We start from the raw sequence: 16922 nt of genomic DNA on the forward strand, positions 1-16922 counted from the left end.
AGTTGCGATCACTTGCCGTGATTGAGTCGCTGCAGATTGCCGATCACCGACTCCAGGGCCCGGTCAAACAACAGGGTGTCGTCCAGAGCCCGCACTGCGCCGCGCTGGAACTCCAGGGCCAGGCCCATGCGCGTGCGCTCCAGGACCTTCATCCCGGTGCGGTTGACAAACACGTACTTGGCCACGGGATGGGGGACAATCGCCGCCAGTTTGCAGCGCAAGGTGGTGTCCTCCTCTTCCTGGAATTCGACCCAGGCCCCCAGCCGCAATTGATCGACCAGCAGCACGCTGGGGTCATTGGCCGGCAGGACCAGGGGCGCAGCCTCCAGCGGTCCCTCCTCGGCAGAAGGCAGGACAATCTCCTGGGCCACCACGATCATTTGCGCCGGCTCGGCCAGCGACGCACTGCCGCGCAGCGGCGGCGCCAGGGCCTGGCGCTCGAAGGCCTGAAGGTGCAGGGCCTCCAGCAGGCTGAAGAATTCGCTGGTGGCAAAGGGATCGAACGCCGCGCTGCTCAGACCGTCACGCAAGCCCTTGAGCAGGCCCGGCACCAGCTCCAGCAAGCGCATCGCAGTATCCGCTCGCTGCTGGGGCTGCACACTCCAGATCAAGTCGCGCAGGGTGCGCTCGGCGGTCTGCCATTCGACGGAGTCGTCGCCGTGCCTGAGGCAACTGAGCAGCAACACCTGACTCCAGGCATCGCGAACAAAATCCACCACCTTGTGCGGCAGGACCTTGCCCAGCAGCGCCTCATTGAGTGCCTGCTCGACCCGGCGCCGGGCCAGTTCCGCCTTGGCTCGCCCTTCCTCGGCGTCTCGGGTGCGCTGCTCCAGCAACTCGGCACGACGTCGTTCGTCGGCGGTAAAGGCGAGAAAATCGGCCAGCAGCTCGGAGAAGATCGCCGGGTCGTCGCTGAACTCGCTCAGCAGGCGTTGCACCACTTGTTCGATACGCAGGTACAGGCTGTCGCGTTGATGGTCAGCGCAACCGCCCCAGCCCATGGCCGCCGCGGCGATTTCATTGAGCAGGCGTCGAGCCGGGTGGTTGCCGCGGCTGAAGAAGCTCTTGTCCAGCACCGCCACCTTGAGCATGGGAATCTGCAGGCGCCCGATCAGCGCCTTGAGGGAATCCGGCAGGTTGCGATCATCGAGGATGCATTCGAAGAGCATGGCGATCAGGTTGATCACGTCCTCGTCGGCCACGTCCACCACCCGCGACTTGCCGCTCTTGACGCTGACCCGGGTGAGCAGTTGCTCCAGTTGGTTGCGCAGGTCGAAATCTTCCTGGGCGCTGGGGGGCGGCACATATTGCTGCAGGTGCGAGAGCAGGCGCAGCAGGTCGCGGGTGGAAATCGGCTGTGTCTCGGCGCTGGCTTCCAGGGTCGGCGCAACGCTGCCACGCACCTGCAGCAGCAAGGTCTGCAAGGCGGCGAAAACCTCCTGCACGCTCTCGTCGAGCTGGCATTGGCTGGGCTTGGCGCCTTCGCCAGCCTGTGCCTGGGCTTCGACCCGGGCCCGGTCCGAGGCTCGACGCGCCGGTGCCGGCATCAGCTCCGGCAGAATGCCGGTGGCGATCAACAGTTGGTTGGCTTCGCCATAAAGCTGCTCGGCATCGCTGAGCACGTAACGCTCGAACAGCTTGAGGATGATCAACTTGACCTTGATCTCCACCCCCAGGCTGCGCCCGGCCTGCAGGAAGTACTCACACAGCAGCGCCGGTCCCAGGGGATTCTCCGCATCCAGCAGGCGCCGGCCCAGCAGCACACTCAGGCGCGCCGTCAGTTGCCCGAGGGCAACGCCGTCGCGATTGAGGACCTTGGCCACCATGGCCTGCACCGCGACCTTCTTTTCCAGGTCATCCCGGGAGGGATCAAAGGAAGGGTCGTATGCCACCGCGTGGGGAATGACCAGGGCCGGGTCGTATTGCACCAGGCTGGCGAAGGCTTCGAAAAACTTTTCCAGGAACGCGCGCTCGATGCTCTTGCGCTTCAGGCGCAGGTCGCGCATGGCTTCGAACAGGGTGTTCTGTTCGACATTGTTCTGGGCACGGTCGGCCATTTCGAACAGGGTGTCGTCGGCGTTATCGAACAGCTCCTGCAAACCGTGACGCAGTTGCTGGGCGGCCTTGTCACGAACCTGAAGCAGAATCACCGGCAGGCGGGCAAGCGGCGAAGCGTTCGCCTGATCTGTAGCCGCCTTGTGCAAAGGCACTACATTCCCGTCGTTGTGCATCCAAGCCTCCTGGAAAGGTGTTTCTTCGGTTCGAGATCAAGATTCAGTCAAGCCGACGGCGCTCACAGTCGGTTCTCAGCGGAGGCAGGTGCACTCCACAGCACTTCGTTTAAGAGGGAGCCAAAGATACGTCAAAGCTATGACGTCAATTACAAGTCATATTATCTTGTAAAACTCCCCTCTTGCGCCAGCAGACTCTGTCGCCTCTCCGGAAATAACCCTCATCCAACCAAGAAAGTTCACTTATCCCCATCAGACAAAACGACGAAAGAGCGGTTCGCCCGCGACCCGCCGGCACTTGCCGCCTTGGGTTCGCCGATCCCATGCCCCTATAATCGGCGCACCTTGATTGTGGAGCCCGTTATGCCGAATCTACGCCTCGCCGACCTGACCGCCGAAATCGAAGCCAACGTGCGCCGCGCGTTGCTGGAAGACATCGGCAGCGGCGACATCACCGCGCAATTGATCCCGGCCGAACGTCTGGCCAAGGCCACCATCATTACCCGCGAAGCCGCGGTCATCGCCGGCACCGCCTGGGTGGACGCGGTGTTCCGCCAACTGGATCCACGGGTCGCCGTGCACTGGCAAGTGGCTGACAGCGAGCGAGTGCTGCCCAACCAGGCGCTGTTTCACCTCGAAGGACCGGCCCGTTCACTGCTCACTGGCGAACGCAGCGCGCTGAACTTCCTGCAACTGCTGTCCGGGGTGGCCACCCGCGCTCGCTATTTGGCCGACTTTGTCGCCGATACCCAGGTCAAGCTGCTGGATACCCGCAAGACGCTGCCTGGCTTGCGCCTGGCACAGAAGTACGCGGTCACCTGTGGCGGCTGCCACAACCACCGCATCGGGCTGTACGACGCCTTCCTGATCAAGGAAAACCATATCGCTGCCTGCGGGGGCATCGCCCAGGCCATCAGCGCCGCCCACAAGATCGCCCCGGGCAAGCCGGTGGAAGTGGAAGTGGAAAGCCTTGGGGAGTTGAAACAAGCCCTGGCGGCGGGAGCCGACATCATCATGCTCGACGAACTGAGCCTGGACGATATGCGCGAGGCGGTGCGCCTGAATGCCGGCAAGGCCAAGCTGGAAGCCAGTGGCGGGATCAATGAAAGCACCCTGCGGCCGATTGCCGAAACCGGGGTGGACTACATCTCTATCGGGGCCATGACCAAGGACGTGAAGGCTGTGGACCTTTCGATGCGCCTGAGCCTGTAACCCATGAAAAACGCCAGCCTGAGTCAGGCTGGCGTCAGGCTCAATCGTCGATCTCGTTGAGCTGCAGATAGTCCTCGAGGTCCATGCCCAGCGCTTCAGCAACCTCCTGATGCACCTCCAGGCGCATGGCCTTCAGTTCCTCCGGTGTCTCGGCCACCAGATCGAGCACCAGTTCCCACGGCTCGATGCCGCGAGACTCTGCCTCGTCCTCAAAGGCCCATTGGGCCTGCTGCTTCTGTTCTTCGGGGCTCAGGGCGCTGATTTCCTCTTGCAAGGAAGGCGTGGCAGCCAGGTACCGTTCAAGCGCTACGTCGATTCTTGCCTCTTTAGGAATCATCTCGTTCTCTCTGATCATGGGAATGGAAGATGGATCTGGATCGTTGGGATCTCTCTGCCGCAAAAAATCGTCGTAAACGGCGATTTATCTGGCCTTCAGAACCATTCGGGATCATCTGAAAACAGCATGCTGGTACTCAGACAGCAACCGAATATAGGACCTTTGAGCGACGATTTATATGACCTGATGCACCCATGAGGGAAAAATCGGCGGATTTGCGGGCCACCGCCCGAGACAGCCCCAGCAGAAACCTCAGGAAACAAGGTTGCTCAGCCGGTCGTTGTGCCTTTTCTCAAGCACACGCCTGCCTTGCCGAGTTCGAAAAACCTTCTGAGATTTTCCAGGATGTCGTACTGCTGAACGGTCCCATCGCGGGCAATATTCATTTCAGCCTTAGTCACCCACAAGTGCCCTTCCTTGCTTTGATTGGGAATAACGGAGAGCACGATATTAAACTTTGTAGCCTCAGGAGGCGTCCCGGCTGATTTGGGTTCATAAAAATTGAAAGTCAGCTGGTTATGATCATTGGGCGAGACGCTTTGCGCACTGACAACAGGCAGTCCAGCCTTCGCAGCTGCTGGGAAATGAGCCGAGAACAACACGCTTCTGCCCCGCACTTCTTTGGTGATCTCCAGATAATATTGTTCAGCATCTTTCACATTCGCTGGAGTCGTGCACTCTTCGCCCTCCATTGCAAAATACTGCCCCTCAAACTCATACGTGGGGGCCTTCTCACAGGCTGCGAGGGACAGCGATACTGCGCCAATTAACGCCAACTTCCACTTCTTCACGCTGAACACTCCTTGATTTCAGGGCGTCATTATGGGCAATGCCGTTCGCTGGCACCACTTGATTCATGAACAGCATCAGGTACCCGCATAAGCAACCCAGTACAACTACCGTCAGATCACGAAAGCATCGACTTCAAATAGCATCGGCCAAACAGCCAGAAGCACGAAGGGCACTAGCGAATTTAGAAAAGTTAAGCCTTAGTCAGGCTTACTACTTACCAACCATAAGAACTTTTAAAAACACACCACTCAACATTCAACTACAGGAACGCCCCATACAATAGAACAGCAGCGCCTGAAACTTTCAGAGCAAGCCCTGGCAACTTTCAATAATGAGTCATGAATACAACTGACTAACTCAACACCAGTCAAACCTGACTGCAGGACTTTCTGAGAGAGGTATCTTTCGAGGGTGCTCATTCAGCGCTAGAGGGACTTTGCTGGCGGGGCTAAACATTGGCAAACCGCCCCAAACTCGATATCTGGTGCCGGAGACAGGAATCGAACCTGCGACCTTCGCGTTACGAGTGCGCTGCTCTACCGACTGAGCTACACCGGCGTGGGCTAAAACCTAGCATCGGCGCCCGAGGCCGGCAACCAGAAGCCTTGGCGCAGATAGCAAAACGCCCCGAACCAGTCGGGGCGCTTGCTTGTTCAGCGTCAGGCTAAAGGACGATTAAACGCCCGAAGCCTTGGCAGCTGCCACGTCTTTGATGGACAGCTTGATCCGGCCGCGGTTGTCCACGTCCAGTACCAGCACTTCCACTTCCTGACCTTCTTTCAGGATGTCGGTGACTTTCTCAACGCGAGCGTCGCTCAGCATGGAGATGTGCACCAGACCGTCCTTGCCCGGCAGGATGTTGACGAAGGCGCCGAAGTCGACGATGCGCTCAACCTTGCCGAGGTAGATCTTGCCGATCTCGGCTTCCGCGGTGATGCCCAGAACGCGCTGACGCGCGGCTTCTGCAGCTTCCTTGGTTTCGCCGAAGATCTTGATCGAACCGTCGTCTTCGATGTCGATCGAAGCCTTGGTTTCTTCGCAGATCGCGCGAATGGTGGCGCCGCCTTTACCGATGACGTCACGGATCTTGTCGGTGTCGATCTTCATCGCGATCATGGTCGGTGCGTTGGCCGACAGTTCGCTACGGGACTGACCGATGATCTGGTTCATCTGGCCGAGGATGTTCAGGCGAGCTTCCAGGGCCTGGCCCAGGGCGATCTCCATGATTTCTTCGGTGATGCCCTTGATCTTGATGTCCATCTGCAGCGCGGTGACGCCTTTGGCGGTACCGGCTACCTTGAAGTCCATGTCGCCCAGGTGGTCTTCGTCACCCAGGATGTCGGTCAGGACGGCGAACTTCTCGCCTTCTTTAACCAGGCCCATGGCGATACCGGCAACCGGTGCCTTCATCGGTACACCGGCGTCCATCAGTGCCAGGGAAGCACCACATACGGAAGCCATGGAGCTGGAACCGTTGGATTCGGTGATTTCCGATACGACGCGGATGGTGTAAGGGAACACGTCGGCGGCTGGCAGCATGGCCTGGACCGAACGACGGGCCAGACGGCCGTGACCGATTTCACGACGACCCGCGCCGCCCATGCGACCACACTCGCCCACCGAGAACGGAGGGAAGTTGTAGTGCAGCATGAAGGGGTCTTTCTTCTCGCCTTCCAGGGTGTCCAGCAGCTGTGCGTCGCGGGCAGTGCCCAGGGTCGCAACCACCAGGGCCTGGGTTTCGCCACGGGTGAACAGGGCCGAACCGTGAGTCTTCGGCAGGACGCCGACTTCGATGTTCAGCGGACGCACGGTGCGGGTGTCGCGGCCGTCGATACGCGGCTTGCCGTTGACGATGTTTTCGCGAACGGTGCGGTATTCGATCTCGCCGAAAGCGGCTTTGACTTCGGCAGCCGAAGGCTGGCCTTCTTCACCGGAGAGCTTGGCGACCACTTGGTCTTTCAGCTCGCCCAGGCGCGCATAACGGTCGGCCTTGACGGTGATGGTGTAAGCCTGGGAGATGGCTTCGCCGAACTCGGCACGGATAGCGCCCAGCAGTTCGGTGGCTTCTGGGGCAGCAGCCCAGTCCCAGGTAGGCTTGGCAGCTTCGGCGGCCAGCTCTTTGACCGCCTTGATCACCGACTGGAATTCGTCGTGGGCGAACAGTACAGCGCCCAGCATCTGGTCTTCGGTCAGCTCTTTGGCTTCCGATTCAACCATCAGTACGGCTTCTTCGGTACCGGCCACGACCATGTCCAGGCTCGAAGCAGCCAGTTGCTCGTAGGTCGGGTTCAGCAGGTAGCCGGTGCTTTCGTGGAAAGCCACGCGAGCGGCGCCGATCGGGCCGTCGAAAGGAATGCCGGAGATCGCCAGGGCAGCCGAGGTACCGATCATCGCAGCGATGTCCGGATCGGTCTTCTTGCTGGTGGAAACCACGGTGCAGACAACCTGCACTTCGTTCATGAAGCCTTCTGGGAACAGAGGGCGGATCGGACGGTCGATCAGACGCGAGGTCAGGGTCTCTTTCTCGGAAGGACGGCCTTCGCGCTTGAAGAAACCGCCAGGGATCTTACCGGCAGCGTAAGTCTTTTCCTGGTAGTGAACAGACAGAGGGAAGAAGCCCTTGCCTGGATCGGCTTGCTTGGCGCCAACCACGGTCACCAATACGCTGACGTCGTCGTCAACGGTGACCAATACTGCGCCGGAGGCCTGACGGGCGATACGGCCAGTCTCGAGGGTTACGGTCGACTGACCGAACTGGAATTTTTTGATTACCGGGTTCACGGTGTCCTACCTTCTTTGTGGCTCTTGGGGAAACTTGCTTCTTGCGAAATTCTTGGGCAATGCGGGGAATCGGCCCAGCCTTTATTGTCCAGGTAAAACGGTGCAGCAGATAAAACTTGAGGCTGGGAGCCTGCCATACGCCGGCGGAAAAACCGCTGACGCATGGCAAACAACCAACCTCATAGCGCAATCGCTGATTAGCGACGCAGACCCAGACGACCGATCAGGGTGCTGTAACGGCTCAGGTCTTTGCCTTTCAGGTAGTCCAGCAGCTTACGACGCTGGTTTACCATGCGGATCAGGCCACGACGGGAGTGGTGGTCTTTACCGTTGGCTTTGAAGTGACCTTGCAGTTTGTTGATGTTGGCGGTCAGCAGTGCAACTTGCACTTCTGGCGAACCAGTGTCACCAACAGCTTGCTGGTAGTCGGTTACGATCTGAGCTTTTTCTTCAACGCTGAGTGCCATGTGGGCAATCCTTATATCAGGAAACTGTTCAAGAACAGTTTCAACAGGCCAGGGACAAATCCCTGTATCTATAAATGAGTAGTGACCGTGCCTGTTAACAGCCACCCTCGTTCGGTCATTCTGACCGAATCAGTCGACGCGGCGCGATGCGCCCGTCTTCGCTCACTTCACCGATACCGATGAAGCGACCGTTGTGATCCTGTACCCGCACCATGCCGAACTTTGGCGCATCCGGGGCACGCACCGGCTGGCCATTGAGCCAGTAGAACGCGCTGTGCTCCGAGAACTGCAGCAGGGGCCAATCCAGCAGACCGCTGTCCGATGGCATCAGGAAGCGATCTACCGCTTCGTTGCCGCCTTCGGCGTGCACGGCTTCAAGCTCTTCCAGGGTGACCGTCTGGGCCAGGCTGAAAGGTCCGGCCTGGGTCCGTCGCAGTTCCGCAACGTAAGCACCGCAGCCAAGTTTTTCACCGATATCTTCCACCAGGGTGCGGATATAGGTGCCTTTGCTGCAGTCCACCGCCAGGCGCGCAGTGTCGCCCTCAAAGGCGAGTAATTCCAAGCGCGCAATAGTAACAGAACGCGGTTCGCGCTCCACCACTTCCCCTGCACGAGCCAGTTTGTAGAGGGGCTGGCCATCGCGCTTGAGGGCGGAGTACATCGGCGGTATCTGTTTGATTTCACCGCGAAATTCCGGCAATACCGCTTCGATATCGGCACGACCAACGGTCACTTCACGGGTCTGCAAAACTTCGCCTTCAGCGTCCGCGGTGGTGGTGGTCTTGCCCAACTGCATCAGGGTTTCGTAACCCTTGTCGGAATCGAGCAGGTATTGCGAGAACTTGGTGGCCTCGCCAAAGCACAGCGGCAGCACACCGGTGGCCAGTGGATCGAGGCTGCCGGTGTGACCGGCCTTCTCGGCATTGAGCAACCAGCGGACTTTCTGCAGCGCCGCGTTGGAGGTGAAGCCCAGCGGCTTGTCCAGAAGGATGATGCCGCTGACGTTACGACGGATACGCTTGACCTGAGCCACCGCTTACTCCTTGGCGTCTTCAGGGGCAGGCGCGTCGCCATGCTGGCTGTCTTCAGCCACGGCGCGCTCGATCAGGGCCGACAAGTGCGCCCCGCGGGCCACGCTTTCGTCGTAATGGAAGTGCAGTTGCGGCACGCTGCGCAGCTTCATTTCCTTGGCCAGTTGCATGCGCAGGAAACCTGCCGCCGAGTTCAGCACCTTGATGCTCTGGGCGATCTCTTCGGCGTTTTCCTGGCCCATCACGGTGATGAAGATCTTCGCGTGACCGACATCGCGGCTGACTTCCACGGCGGTGATGGTCACCAGGCCGACACGTGGATCCTTGACTTCGCGACGGATCAGTTGCGCCAGTTCGCGCTGCATCTGATCACCGATACGTTGGGTACGGCTGTATTCTTTTGCCATGTCTTGTTACCTGTTACTGCCTCACGGTGAAACCCGTGTGGTCTGAAAGCGGCAAACGCCCGGCCTGGCAGGAGCCAGACCGGGCGTTGCGTTTAGAGGCCGCTGGCGGTGCCGTGCATAGACATGCTACGGGCCACCAGGGCTCTTGAAGTGCGCGAGTTAGAGGCTGCGAGCAACCTGGACCTTCTCGAAGACTTCGATCTTGTCGCCGACTTTGACGTCGTTGTAGCTCTTCACGCCGATACCGCATTCCATGCCGGCACGCACTTCGGACGCGTCATCCTTGAAGCGGCGCAGGGATTCCAGCTCGCCTTCGAAGATAACGATGTCTTCACGCAGTACGCGGATTGGACGGTTACGGTGCACGACACCTTCGATGACCATGCAACCGGCGATCGCGCCAAACTTCGGCGAGCGGAACACGTCGCGAACTTCGGCAACACCCAGGATGTTCTCCCGAACGTCGCTGCCCAACATACCGGTCAGGGCTTTCTTGACGTCTTCGATGATGTCGTAGATCACGTTGTAGTAACGCATATCCAGACCTTCCTGCTCGACGATCTTCCGGGCGCCGGCATCGGCACGCACGTTGAAGCCGAACAGTACAGCGTTGGAGGCCAGTGCCAGGTTGGCGTCGCTTTCGGTGATACCACCGACGCCGCCGCCCACTACGCGCACTTGCACTTCGTCGTTGCCCAGGCCGTTCAGAGCGCCTTGCAGAGCTTCCAACGAACCACGGACGTCGGATTTGAGGACGATGTTGAGCGTCTTCTTCTCTTCCTGGCCCATGCTTTCGAAGATGTTTTCCAGCTTGCCGGCGTGAGCACGGGCCAGCTTGACTTCGCGGAACTTGCCTTGACGGAACAGAGCCACTTCACGGGCTTTCTTCTCGTCGGCCACTACGCTCATCTCGTCGCCAGCGTCCGGGGTGCCGTCCAGGCCGAGGATCTCGACCGGGATGGAAGGACCGGCTTCCTTGATGGGCTTGCCGTTCTCGTCGAGCATGGCGCGCACGCGGCCGTAGTTCGAGCCAACCAGCACCATGTCGCCTTGACGCAGCGTACCGTCCTGAACCAGCACGGTGGCTACCGGGCCGCGGCCCTTGTCGAGACGGGATTCAACCACGACGCCACGGCCAGGAGCCGAAGGAGTGGCCTTGAGTTCCAGTACTTCAGCCTGCAGCAGAACCGCTTCGAGCAGGTCGTCGACACCGGTACCCATTTTCGCGGAAACCGGTACGAACGGCGTATCGCCACCCCAGTCTTCGGACGTTACGCCGTGAACCGAGAGCTCACTGCGGATACGGTCCAGGTCGGCGCCTGGCTTGTCGATCTTGTTCACCGCCACCACCAGCGGAACGCCGGCAGCCTGTGCGTGCTGAACGGCTTCAACGGTCTGCGGCATCACGCCGTCGTCCGCTGCAACCACCAGGATCACGATGTCGGTGGCCTTGGCACCACGGGCACGCATGGCGGTAAACGCGGCGTGACCTGGGGTGTCGAGGAAGGTGACCATGCCGCGCTCGGTTTCTACGTGGTAGGCACCGATGTGCTGGGTGATGCCGCCGGCTTCGCCCGCGGCCACTTTGGCGCGACGGATGTAGTCCAGCAACGAGGTCTTACCATGGTCAACGTGGCCCATTACGGTCACGACCGGCGCACGGGCAACCGCCTCACCTTCGAACTTCAGGGACTCGGCCAGGGAATCTTCCAGGGCGGTGTCGCTGACCAGGGTCACTTTGTGGCCCAGTTCTTCAGCAACCAGCTGGGCAGTTTCCTGATCCAGAACCTGGTTGATGGTGGCTGGAGTACCCAGCTTGAACATGAACTTGATGACTTCGGCAGCCTTGACCGACATCTGCTGGGCCAACTCGCCCACAGTGATGGTCTCGCCGATCTGCACGTCACGTACCACTGGCCCGGTTGGGCTCTGGAAACCGTGAGCGTTGCGCTTCTTCAGCTTGGCCTTGCCGCGACCACCACGACGGAAGCCATCGCTTTCTTCGTCGGTAGTACGCGGGGCAACGCGCGGCGCAGGCGCCTTTTCCTTGACCGAAGCACGATGCGGAGCGTTTTTGCGCTCGCCATCGCCGCTGCGACGGTTGTCGTCGTTGCGGGACTTGTCCGGACGGCGCTGCTCGTCTTTCTTGCGCTCGGCAACCGGTGCCGGAGCGGCCACCGGTGCTTCTTGCACAGTGTCGACCACAGGCGCAGGTGCAGGGGCTGCAGCAGCTTGCGCAGCAACAGGCTCGGCAACCGGAGCAGGCTGGCGACGCGCTTCTTCTTCGGCGCGACGCTTGGCTTCTTCTTCAGCCTTTTGACGAGCAGCATTTTCTACTGCGCGACGTTCTTCCAGTTCGCGTTGACGCTCGGCTTCGATTTCTTCCGGGCTGCGCTGCACGAAGACTTTCTTCTTGCGCACTTCAACGCTGATGCTCTTGCTGCCAGCCACACGCAGGGTGCTGGTGGTCTTGCGCTGCAAAGTGATCTTGCGTGGTTCTTCCACTTTCGCCTTGTGGCTGCTTTTCAGATGAGTCAGCAACGACTGCTTCTCACTGTCGCTCACATGTTCCTCGGCGGCGGTGTGCGGCAGACCTGCCTCACGCATCTGCTGCAGCAGGCGCTCTACCGGTGTTTTGACCTCATCGGCCAGTTGTTTCACCGTGACTTGCGTCATGCACTTCTCTCCTCAGGCCGCGCCTAATTACTCGAACCAGTGGGCTCGGGCGGCCATGATCAACTTGCCGGCACGATCATCGTCAATGCCGTCGATGTCGAGCAGGTCGTCAATAGACTGCTCGGCCAGGTCTTCGCGGGTAATTACGCCGCGCACCGCCAGTTCCATCGCCAAATCCTTGTCCATACCCTCAAGCGAGAGCAGGTCTTCGGCCGGATGGGCGTCTGCCAGCTTTTCCTCAGTAGCGATGGCTTTAGTCAACAAGCGATCCTTGGCCCGAGCGCGAAGCTCGTTGACGATGTCTTCGTCAAAGCCGTCGATGTTGAGCATTTCTTCCAGCGGTACGTAGGCAATCTCTTCCAGGCTGGTGAAGCCTTCATCAACCAGAACCTGTGCCAGTTCTTCATCGACTTCCAGCTCATCGATGAAATTGCGCAGGATGTCGCCGGTTTCTGCTTGCTGCTTGGCCTGGATGTCCGATTCGGTCATCACGTTCAGGGTCCAGCCAGTCAATTGGCTGGCCAGACGCACGTTCTGACCACCGCGACCAATGGCCTGAGCCAGATTGTCTGCGCCAACGGCGATGTCCATGGCATGGGCATCTTCGTCAACGATAATTGCCGCGACCTCAGCCGGCGACATGGCATTGATCACGAACTGCGCCGGGTTCTCGTCCCACAGGACGATGTCCACACGCTCGCCGCCCAACTCGCCGGAAACGGCCTGGACGCGCGAACCGCGCATACCAATGCACGCGCCCTGCGGGTCGATGCGTTTGTCTTTGGAGCGGACTGCGATCTTGGCCCGCGAACCCGGATCACGGGAAGCGGCCATGACTTCGATCAGGCCTTCGGCAATTTCCGGCACTTCGATACGGAACAGCTCGATCAGCATTTCCGGCGCGGTACGCGACAGGATCAGCTGCGGGCCGCGGTTCTCGGTGCGGATTTCCTTGAGCAGCGCGCGCAGACGCACGCCGACCCGGAAAGTCTCACGGGAGATGATGTCTTCACGGGCCAGCAACGCTTCGGCGTTGTTGCCCAGGTCAACGATCACGTTGTCACGTGTCACTTTTTTCACGGTGCCGGAGATGATTTCACCCAGGCGCTCGCGATAGGCATCAACTACCTGTGCGCGCTCGGCTTCGCGAACTTTCTGCACAATGACCTGCTTGGCGGTCTGGGCAGCGATGCGGCCGAACTCGATGGATTCGATTTTCTCTTCGATCACATCACCGACTTTGGCGTCGGGATGGGTTTCACGAGCCTTGCTCAACCAGGTCTCGACCGCTGGATCATCCAGATCGGCTTCTTCGACCACCGTCCAGCGACGGAAAGTCTCGTAGGAACCGGTGTGGCGATTGATTTCCACACGCAGGTCCACTTCGTCTTCAAAACGCTTTTTGGTAGCAGTGGCCAGAGCCAGCTCCAGCGCTTCAAAAATCACGCTTGCCGGTACACCCTTTTCATTGGATACCGACTCAACAACCAGCAGTACTTCTTTGCTCATCGTACGCCTCGCCTTTCGCAAGCCATTGGATCCGCGGGATCCGCGTCTCAGTCAAAACTGGGAATAATGTTGGCCTTGTCGATCATATCGATCGGCAACAGGAACTCGTGATCATCTACCTGCACCACGACGTCCTGCTCCTCCACCCCGCGGAGAAGGCCCTGAAAATTACGCCGACCTTCGAAGGGCGAGCGCAGCTTGATCTTCACTTGCTCACCGACATACTTGGCAAACTGTTCAAGGGTGAACAGCGGGCGTTCCATGCCAGGAGAGGAAACTTCAAGGGTGTATTCAACGGAGATCGGGTCTTCCACGTCGAGAACACCACTGATCTGACGGCTGACGATGGCGCAATCGTCCACCAACACGCCGCCTTCTTTATCGATATAAACGCGCAACAATGAGTGGCGACCCTGAGCCGAAAACTCAATACCCCAGCATTCATAGCCAAGGGCCACGACCACCGGGGCCAACAAGGCCTGCAACTGTTCTAGCTTGCTCGACACCTGAACCCCCTCGTGCATGCTTGTGCAAATAAAAAATGGGCGAAGCGCCCATCCCGGAAACGCCGTTGAATAGCGGCGCTGTAAAGTGTCCAGCTAACAAAAAGCCCCTGAAAAGGGGCTCCGCTAAAACTGGTTGCGGGGGCCGGATTTGAACCGACGACCTTCGGGTTATGAGCCCGACGAGCTACCAGACTGCTCCACCCCGCGACAAAGCTGGGGCGGAAGTATACGACCGATCCCTTTTTGGGTCAATGTAACCTTCCACCTACAAGAAAGCCCGCAACAGCGGGCTCTCCTGACAATTGGTACCGAGAAGGGGACTCGAACCCCTACACCCTATGGGCACAACCACCTCAAGGTTGCGTGTCTACCAATTCCACCACCTCGGCATAGACTACGTTACTGCGTGAAACTCTTCTTACTTCTGCTCTGGAGCTGGAGGTACGTCAGTCGCACTGTTGGCCGACTTTTGCTCTTGGAGCACCGGGACATCATCAGAAGCCGGTTTTTGCTTTGGTACTTCAAGCACTGCTGGATCTGGCAAACCTACTTGAGTCAGCTGGTGAGCTTTCTCTTTAGCAAAGTAACCTAACCCCAAGCTGGTTATGAAGAAACCGGCGGCAAGTATAGCAGTAAACTTACTAAGAAAGGTAGAGGAACCTTGGCTTCCGAACACAGTATTTGAAGCACCTGCACCGAAAGACGCGCCAGCATCGGCACCTTTACCCTGCTGCAGCAAAACCAGAGCAACTACGCCCAGGGCACCCAGCAGATGAAAAACGACTACGACTGTTTCCAGCATTTTTTCAGTTTCCCGCGGCGCGACAGATCGCACCGAACTCATCTGCATTCAGGGAAGCTCCACCAATGAGCCCCCCATCGATATCCGGCATGCCGAACAGTTCGACCGCATTGGCCGCCTTCACGCTGCCGCCGTATAGAAGCCGCACTCCTCGTGCCACTTCAGAATTCTCTGCCGCCAACTGCGCGCGAATGGCTGCGTGCACATCCTGCGCCTGTTGCGGTGTTGCAGTCAGCCCGGTACCAATGGCCCAGACCGGCTCGTAAGCGATAACAGCATTGGCGAAAGCGCCAACACCCAACTCTTCGATGATGCTGCCCAGCTGACGCCCGACAACTTCTAGAGTCTTACCAGCTTCACGCTGCTCAAGGGTTTCCCCTACACACAGAACCGGCTTCAAACCACAGGCCTGCGCTGCTGCAAACTTGCGATTGAGAGTCGCGTCACGCTCACCCATGATCAGGCGGCGTTCGGAGTGTCCAACCAGCACCAGGGAGCAACCTGCATCCACTAATTGACTCGGGGCGATTTCGCCCGTCAACGCACCTTGCATGGATTCCACCGCAGAATTCTGCGCGCCGACCTGAATCGACTTGCCTTTCAAGCCATCAATCACTTGATTGATATACAAGCAAGGCGGGAATACCGCGACATCAACACCGCTCGGCAAGGCCAGATGACGAAGGCCGTTGATCAGCTCAGCGACGCTGGCGCGGGTACCGTGCATCTTCCAGTTACCAGCTACCATAGGGCGACGCATGCTGTACCTCGTCGGTCAAAGTGGGCGCAGATGTTACCCAACCAAAACAACACTGGCAAGCCGAAATCAGGCAGAAACTTCAGCAACCAGTTTTGCCAGCTCATCGGCGTAGGCTCGAACCTGCGCTTCATCGTCACCTTCGACCATGACACGCACCAGCGGCTCAGTACCGGACTTGCGCAGCAAGACCCGGCCACGCCCCGCCATGGCGGTCGTAACGCGCTCGCAAGCCTCTTTCACAGCAGGATGTTCAACCGGACTGTCGCCGCCGCCAAAACGGACATTGACCAGCACTTGAGGGCATTTGCGCAGCCCCTGGCGTGATTGCGCCAGACTTTCACCACGCGCCTTGAGCGCCATCAGCACCTGCAGCGCAGCGATAATCGCATCACCGGTGGTCGCGTGACGGAAGCACACGATATGGCCGGAATTTTCTCCACCCACCAACCAATTGCGCTCAAGCAGTTCAGCAATCACATAACGGTCGCCGACGTTGGCCCGCACAAACGGAATACCCAGATCCGCCAATGCCAGCTCAAGACCCAGGTTACTCATGAGAGTACCGACCACGCCGCCCTGCAACTTGTCACGCTCATGCAGATCACGAGCGATGATGAACAACAACTCGTCACCATCAACGATCGCACCGGTCTGGTCGACCATCAGCACCCGGTCACCATCACCGTCGAAGGCGATCCCCAGGTCCGCATGTTCCGCCAGAACCGCGGCCTGCAATTGCGCCATGTGAGTCGAACCGCAGTTCTCGTTGATGTTCAAGCCGTTAGGTTGTGCGCTAAGCACCGTCACTTGCGCGCCCAGCTCACGGAACACACTGGGCGCCACCTTGTAGGTCGCGCCGTGAGCACAGTCCAGGACGATCTTCAAGCCGGCAAAGCTGGTGCTGGAAGGCACACTGCTCTTGCAGAATTCGATATACCGCCCCGAGGCATCATTGATGCGCGACACCTTGCCGAGCTTGCTTGATTCCACCACGGTCATCGGAGCGTCCAGCAACTCTTCGATCATCAGCTCTACTTCGTCGGGCAGCTTGGTACCTTCGCCCGAAAAGAATTTGATGCCGTTGTCATCATGAGGATTGTGCGAAGCACTGATGACAATGCCCGCTTCGGCGTGAAAGGTGCGCGTCAGGTAAGCGATCGCCGGTGTTGGCATCGGCCCCAACAACATCACATCCGCGCCTGCCGCGGACAGTCCGGCCTCCAGGGCCGACTCGAACATGTAGCCGGAGATACGCGTATCCTTGCCCACCAGCACACGGCAAGCCCCCATGCTGCGAAAAGCCATGCCAGCCGCCCAGCCGAGCTTGAGCATGAAATCTGGAGTAATAGGGTATTCGCCCACACGACCACGAATGCCGTCGGTGCCAAAATATTTCTTCGTCATAAGTACT

At 59.1% G+C, this 16922-nt stretch carries 14 protein-coding genes and 3 tRNA genes; 1 reads left to right on the top strand and 16 read right to left on the bottom strand.

Going from position 1 to position 16922, the window contains the following annotated elements; translation table 11 throughout:
* Positions 1–8: 8 nt before the first annotated feature.
* Entirely contained in the window at positions 9–2231 is a 2223-nt protein-coding gene (locus tag GWQ44_RS19995; protein WP_275928115.1) for a DUF1631 domain-containing protein, read from the bottom strand.
* Positions 2232–2594: 363 nt separating this feature from the next.
* Here GWQ44_RS19995 and nadC point away from each other — a divergent pair, with 363 nt between their 5' ends.
* Positions 2595–3443: a carboxylating nicotinate-nucleotide diphosphorylase gene (gene nadC / locus GWQ44_RS20000; protein ID WP_275928116.1), complete on the top strand. Its 849-nt coding sequence runs from the start codon at positions 2595–2597 to the stop codon at positions 3441–3443.
* Between the two features lie 40 nt (positions 3444–3483).
* Here the strand turns inward: nadC and GWQ44_RS20005 are convergent, their stop codons facing one another.
* From GWQ44_RS20005 to glmM, 15 genes are all read right to left on the bottom strand, one after another.
* The gene (locus GWQ44_RS20005) at positions 3484–3780 is read right to left on the bottom strand and encodes a DUF6388 family protein (protein WP_042942084.1); all 297 of its coding nucleotides are present in this window, start codon (positions 3778–3780) and stop codon (positions 3484–3486) included.
* 269 nt (positions 3781–4049) lie between these two features.
* Positions 4050–4571: a hypothetical protein gene (locus GWQ44_RS20010; RefSeq protein WP_047301696.1), complete on the bottom strand. Its 522-nt coding sequence runs from the start codon at positions 4569–4571 to the stop codon at positions 4050–4052.
* A gap of 483 nt (positions 4572–5054) precedes the next feature.
* Positions 5055–5130: transfer RNA gene (locus GWQ44_RS20015), tRNA-Thr, on the bottom strand.
* 117 nt (positions 5131–5247) lie between these two features.
* Positions 5248–7353, bottom strand: a complete 2106-nt coding sequence (gene pnp / locus GWQ44_RS20020) for a polyribonucleotide nucleotidyltransferase (protein WP_016967781.1) — start codon at positions 7351–7353, stop codon at positions 5248–5250.
* A gap of 197 nt (positions 7354–7550) precedes the next feature.
* Positions 7551–7820, bottom strand: a complete 270-nt coding sequence (gene rpsO, locus GWQ44_RS20025) for a 30S ribosomal protein S15 (protein WP_011059205.1) — start codon at positions 7818–7820, stop codon at positions 7551–7553.
* A 115-nt stretch (positions 7821–7935) separates the two neighbouring features.
* Positions 7936–8853 carry a tRNA pseudouridine(55) synthase TruB gene (gene truB, locus GWQ44_RS20030; protein WP_016967779.1) on the bottom strand — a complete coding sequence of 306 codons (918 nt, stop codon included), beginning with the start codon at positions 8851–8853 and terminating at the stop codon, positions 7936–7938.
* Positions 8854–8856: 3 nt separating this feature from the next.
* Positions 8857–9258: a 30S ribosome-binding factor RbfA gene (gene rbfA, locus GWQ44_RS20035; protein ID WP_016967778.1), complete on the bottom strand. Its 402-nt coding sequence runs from the start codon at positions 9256–9258 to the stop codon at positions 8857–8859.
* A gap of 159 nt (positions 9259–9417) precedes the next feature.
* The gene (gene infB, locus GWQ44_RS20040; RefSeq protein WP_016967777.1) at positions 9418–11934 is read right to left on the bottom strand and encodes a translation initiation factor IF-2; all 2517 of its coding nucleotides are present in this window, start codon (positions 11932–11934) and stop codon (positions 9418–9420) included.
* Positions 11935–11961: 27 nt separating this feature from the next.
* Entirely contained in the window at positions 11962–13443 is a 1482-nt protein-coding gene (nusA, locus tag GWQ44_RS20045; RefSeq protein ID WP_011059201.1) for a transcription termination factor NusA, read from the bottom strand.
* A gap of 47 nt (positions 13444–13490) precedes the next feature.
* On the bottom strand, positions 13491–13949 hold the full coding sequence (gene rimP / locus GWQ44_RS20050; protein WP_041120545.1) for a ribosome maturation factor RimP: 459 nt from the start codon (positions 13947–13949) through the stop codon (positions 13491–13493).
* Positions 13950–14079: 130 nt separating this feature from the next.
* A tRNA-Met gene (locus tag GWQ44_RS20055) sits at positions 14080–14156 on the bottom strand.
* 96 nt (positions 14157–14252) lie between these two features.
* Positions 14253–14338 (bottom strand) — tRNA-Leu (locus tag GWQ44_RS20060).
* A gap of 29 nt (positions 14339–14367) precedes the next feature.
* Positions 14368–14751 (bottom strand): preprotein translocase subunit SecG, encoded by a 384-nt coding sequence (gene secG, locus GWQ44_RS20065; protein ID WP_015634120.1) that lies wholly within the window; start codon positions 14749–14751, stop codon positions 14368–14370.
* A 4-nt stretch (positions 14752–14755) separates the two neighbouring features.
* The gene (gene tpiA, locus GWQ44_RS20070; protein WP_011059200.1) at positions 14756–15511 is read right to left on the bottom strand and encodes a triose-phosphate isomerase; all 756 of its coding nucleotides are present in this window, start codon (positions 15509–15511) and stop codon (positions 14756–14758) included.
* Positions 15512–15577: 66 nt separating this feature from the next.
* On the bottom strand, positions 15578–16915 hold the full coding sequence (gene glmM, locus GWQ44_RS20075) for a phosphoglucosamine mutase (RefSeq protein ID WP_016967235.1): 1338 nt from the start codon (positions 16913–16915) through the stop codon (positions 15578–15580).
* Positions 16916–16922 lie beyond the last annotated feature (7 nt).

The sequence above is a fragment of the Pseudomonas sp. 3MA1 genome, from assembly GCF_029237275.1.
GTDB classification, from domain to species: Bacteria; Pseudomonadota; Gammaproteobacteria; order Pseudomonadales; family Pseudomonadaceae; genus Aquipseudomonas; species Aquipseudomonas fluorescens_AP.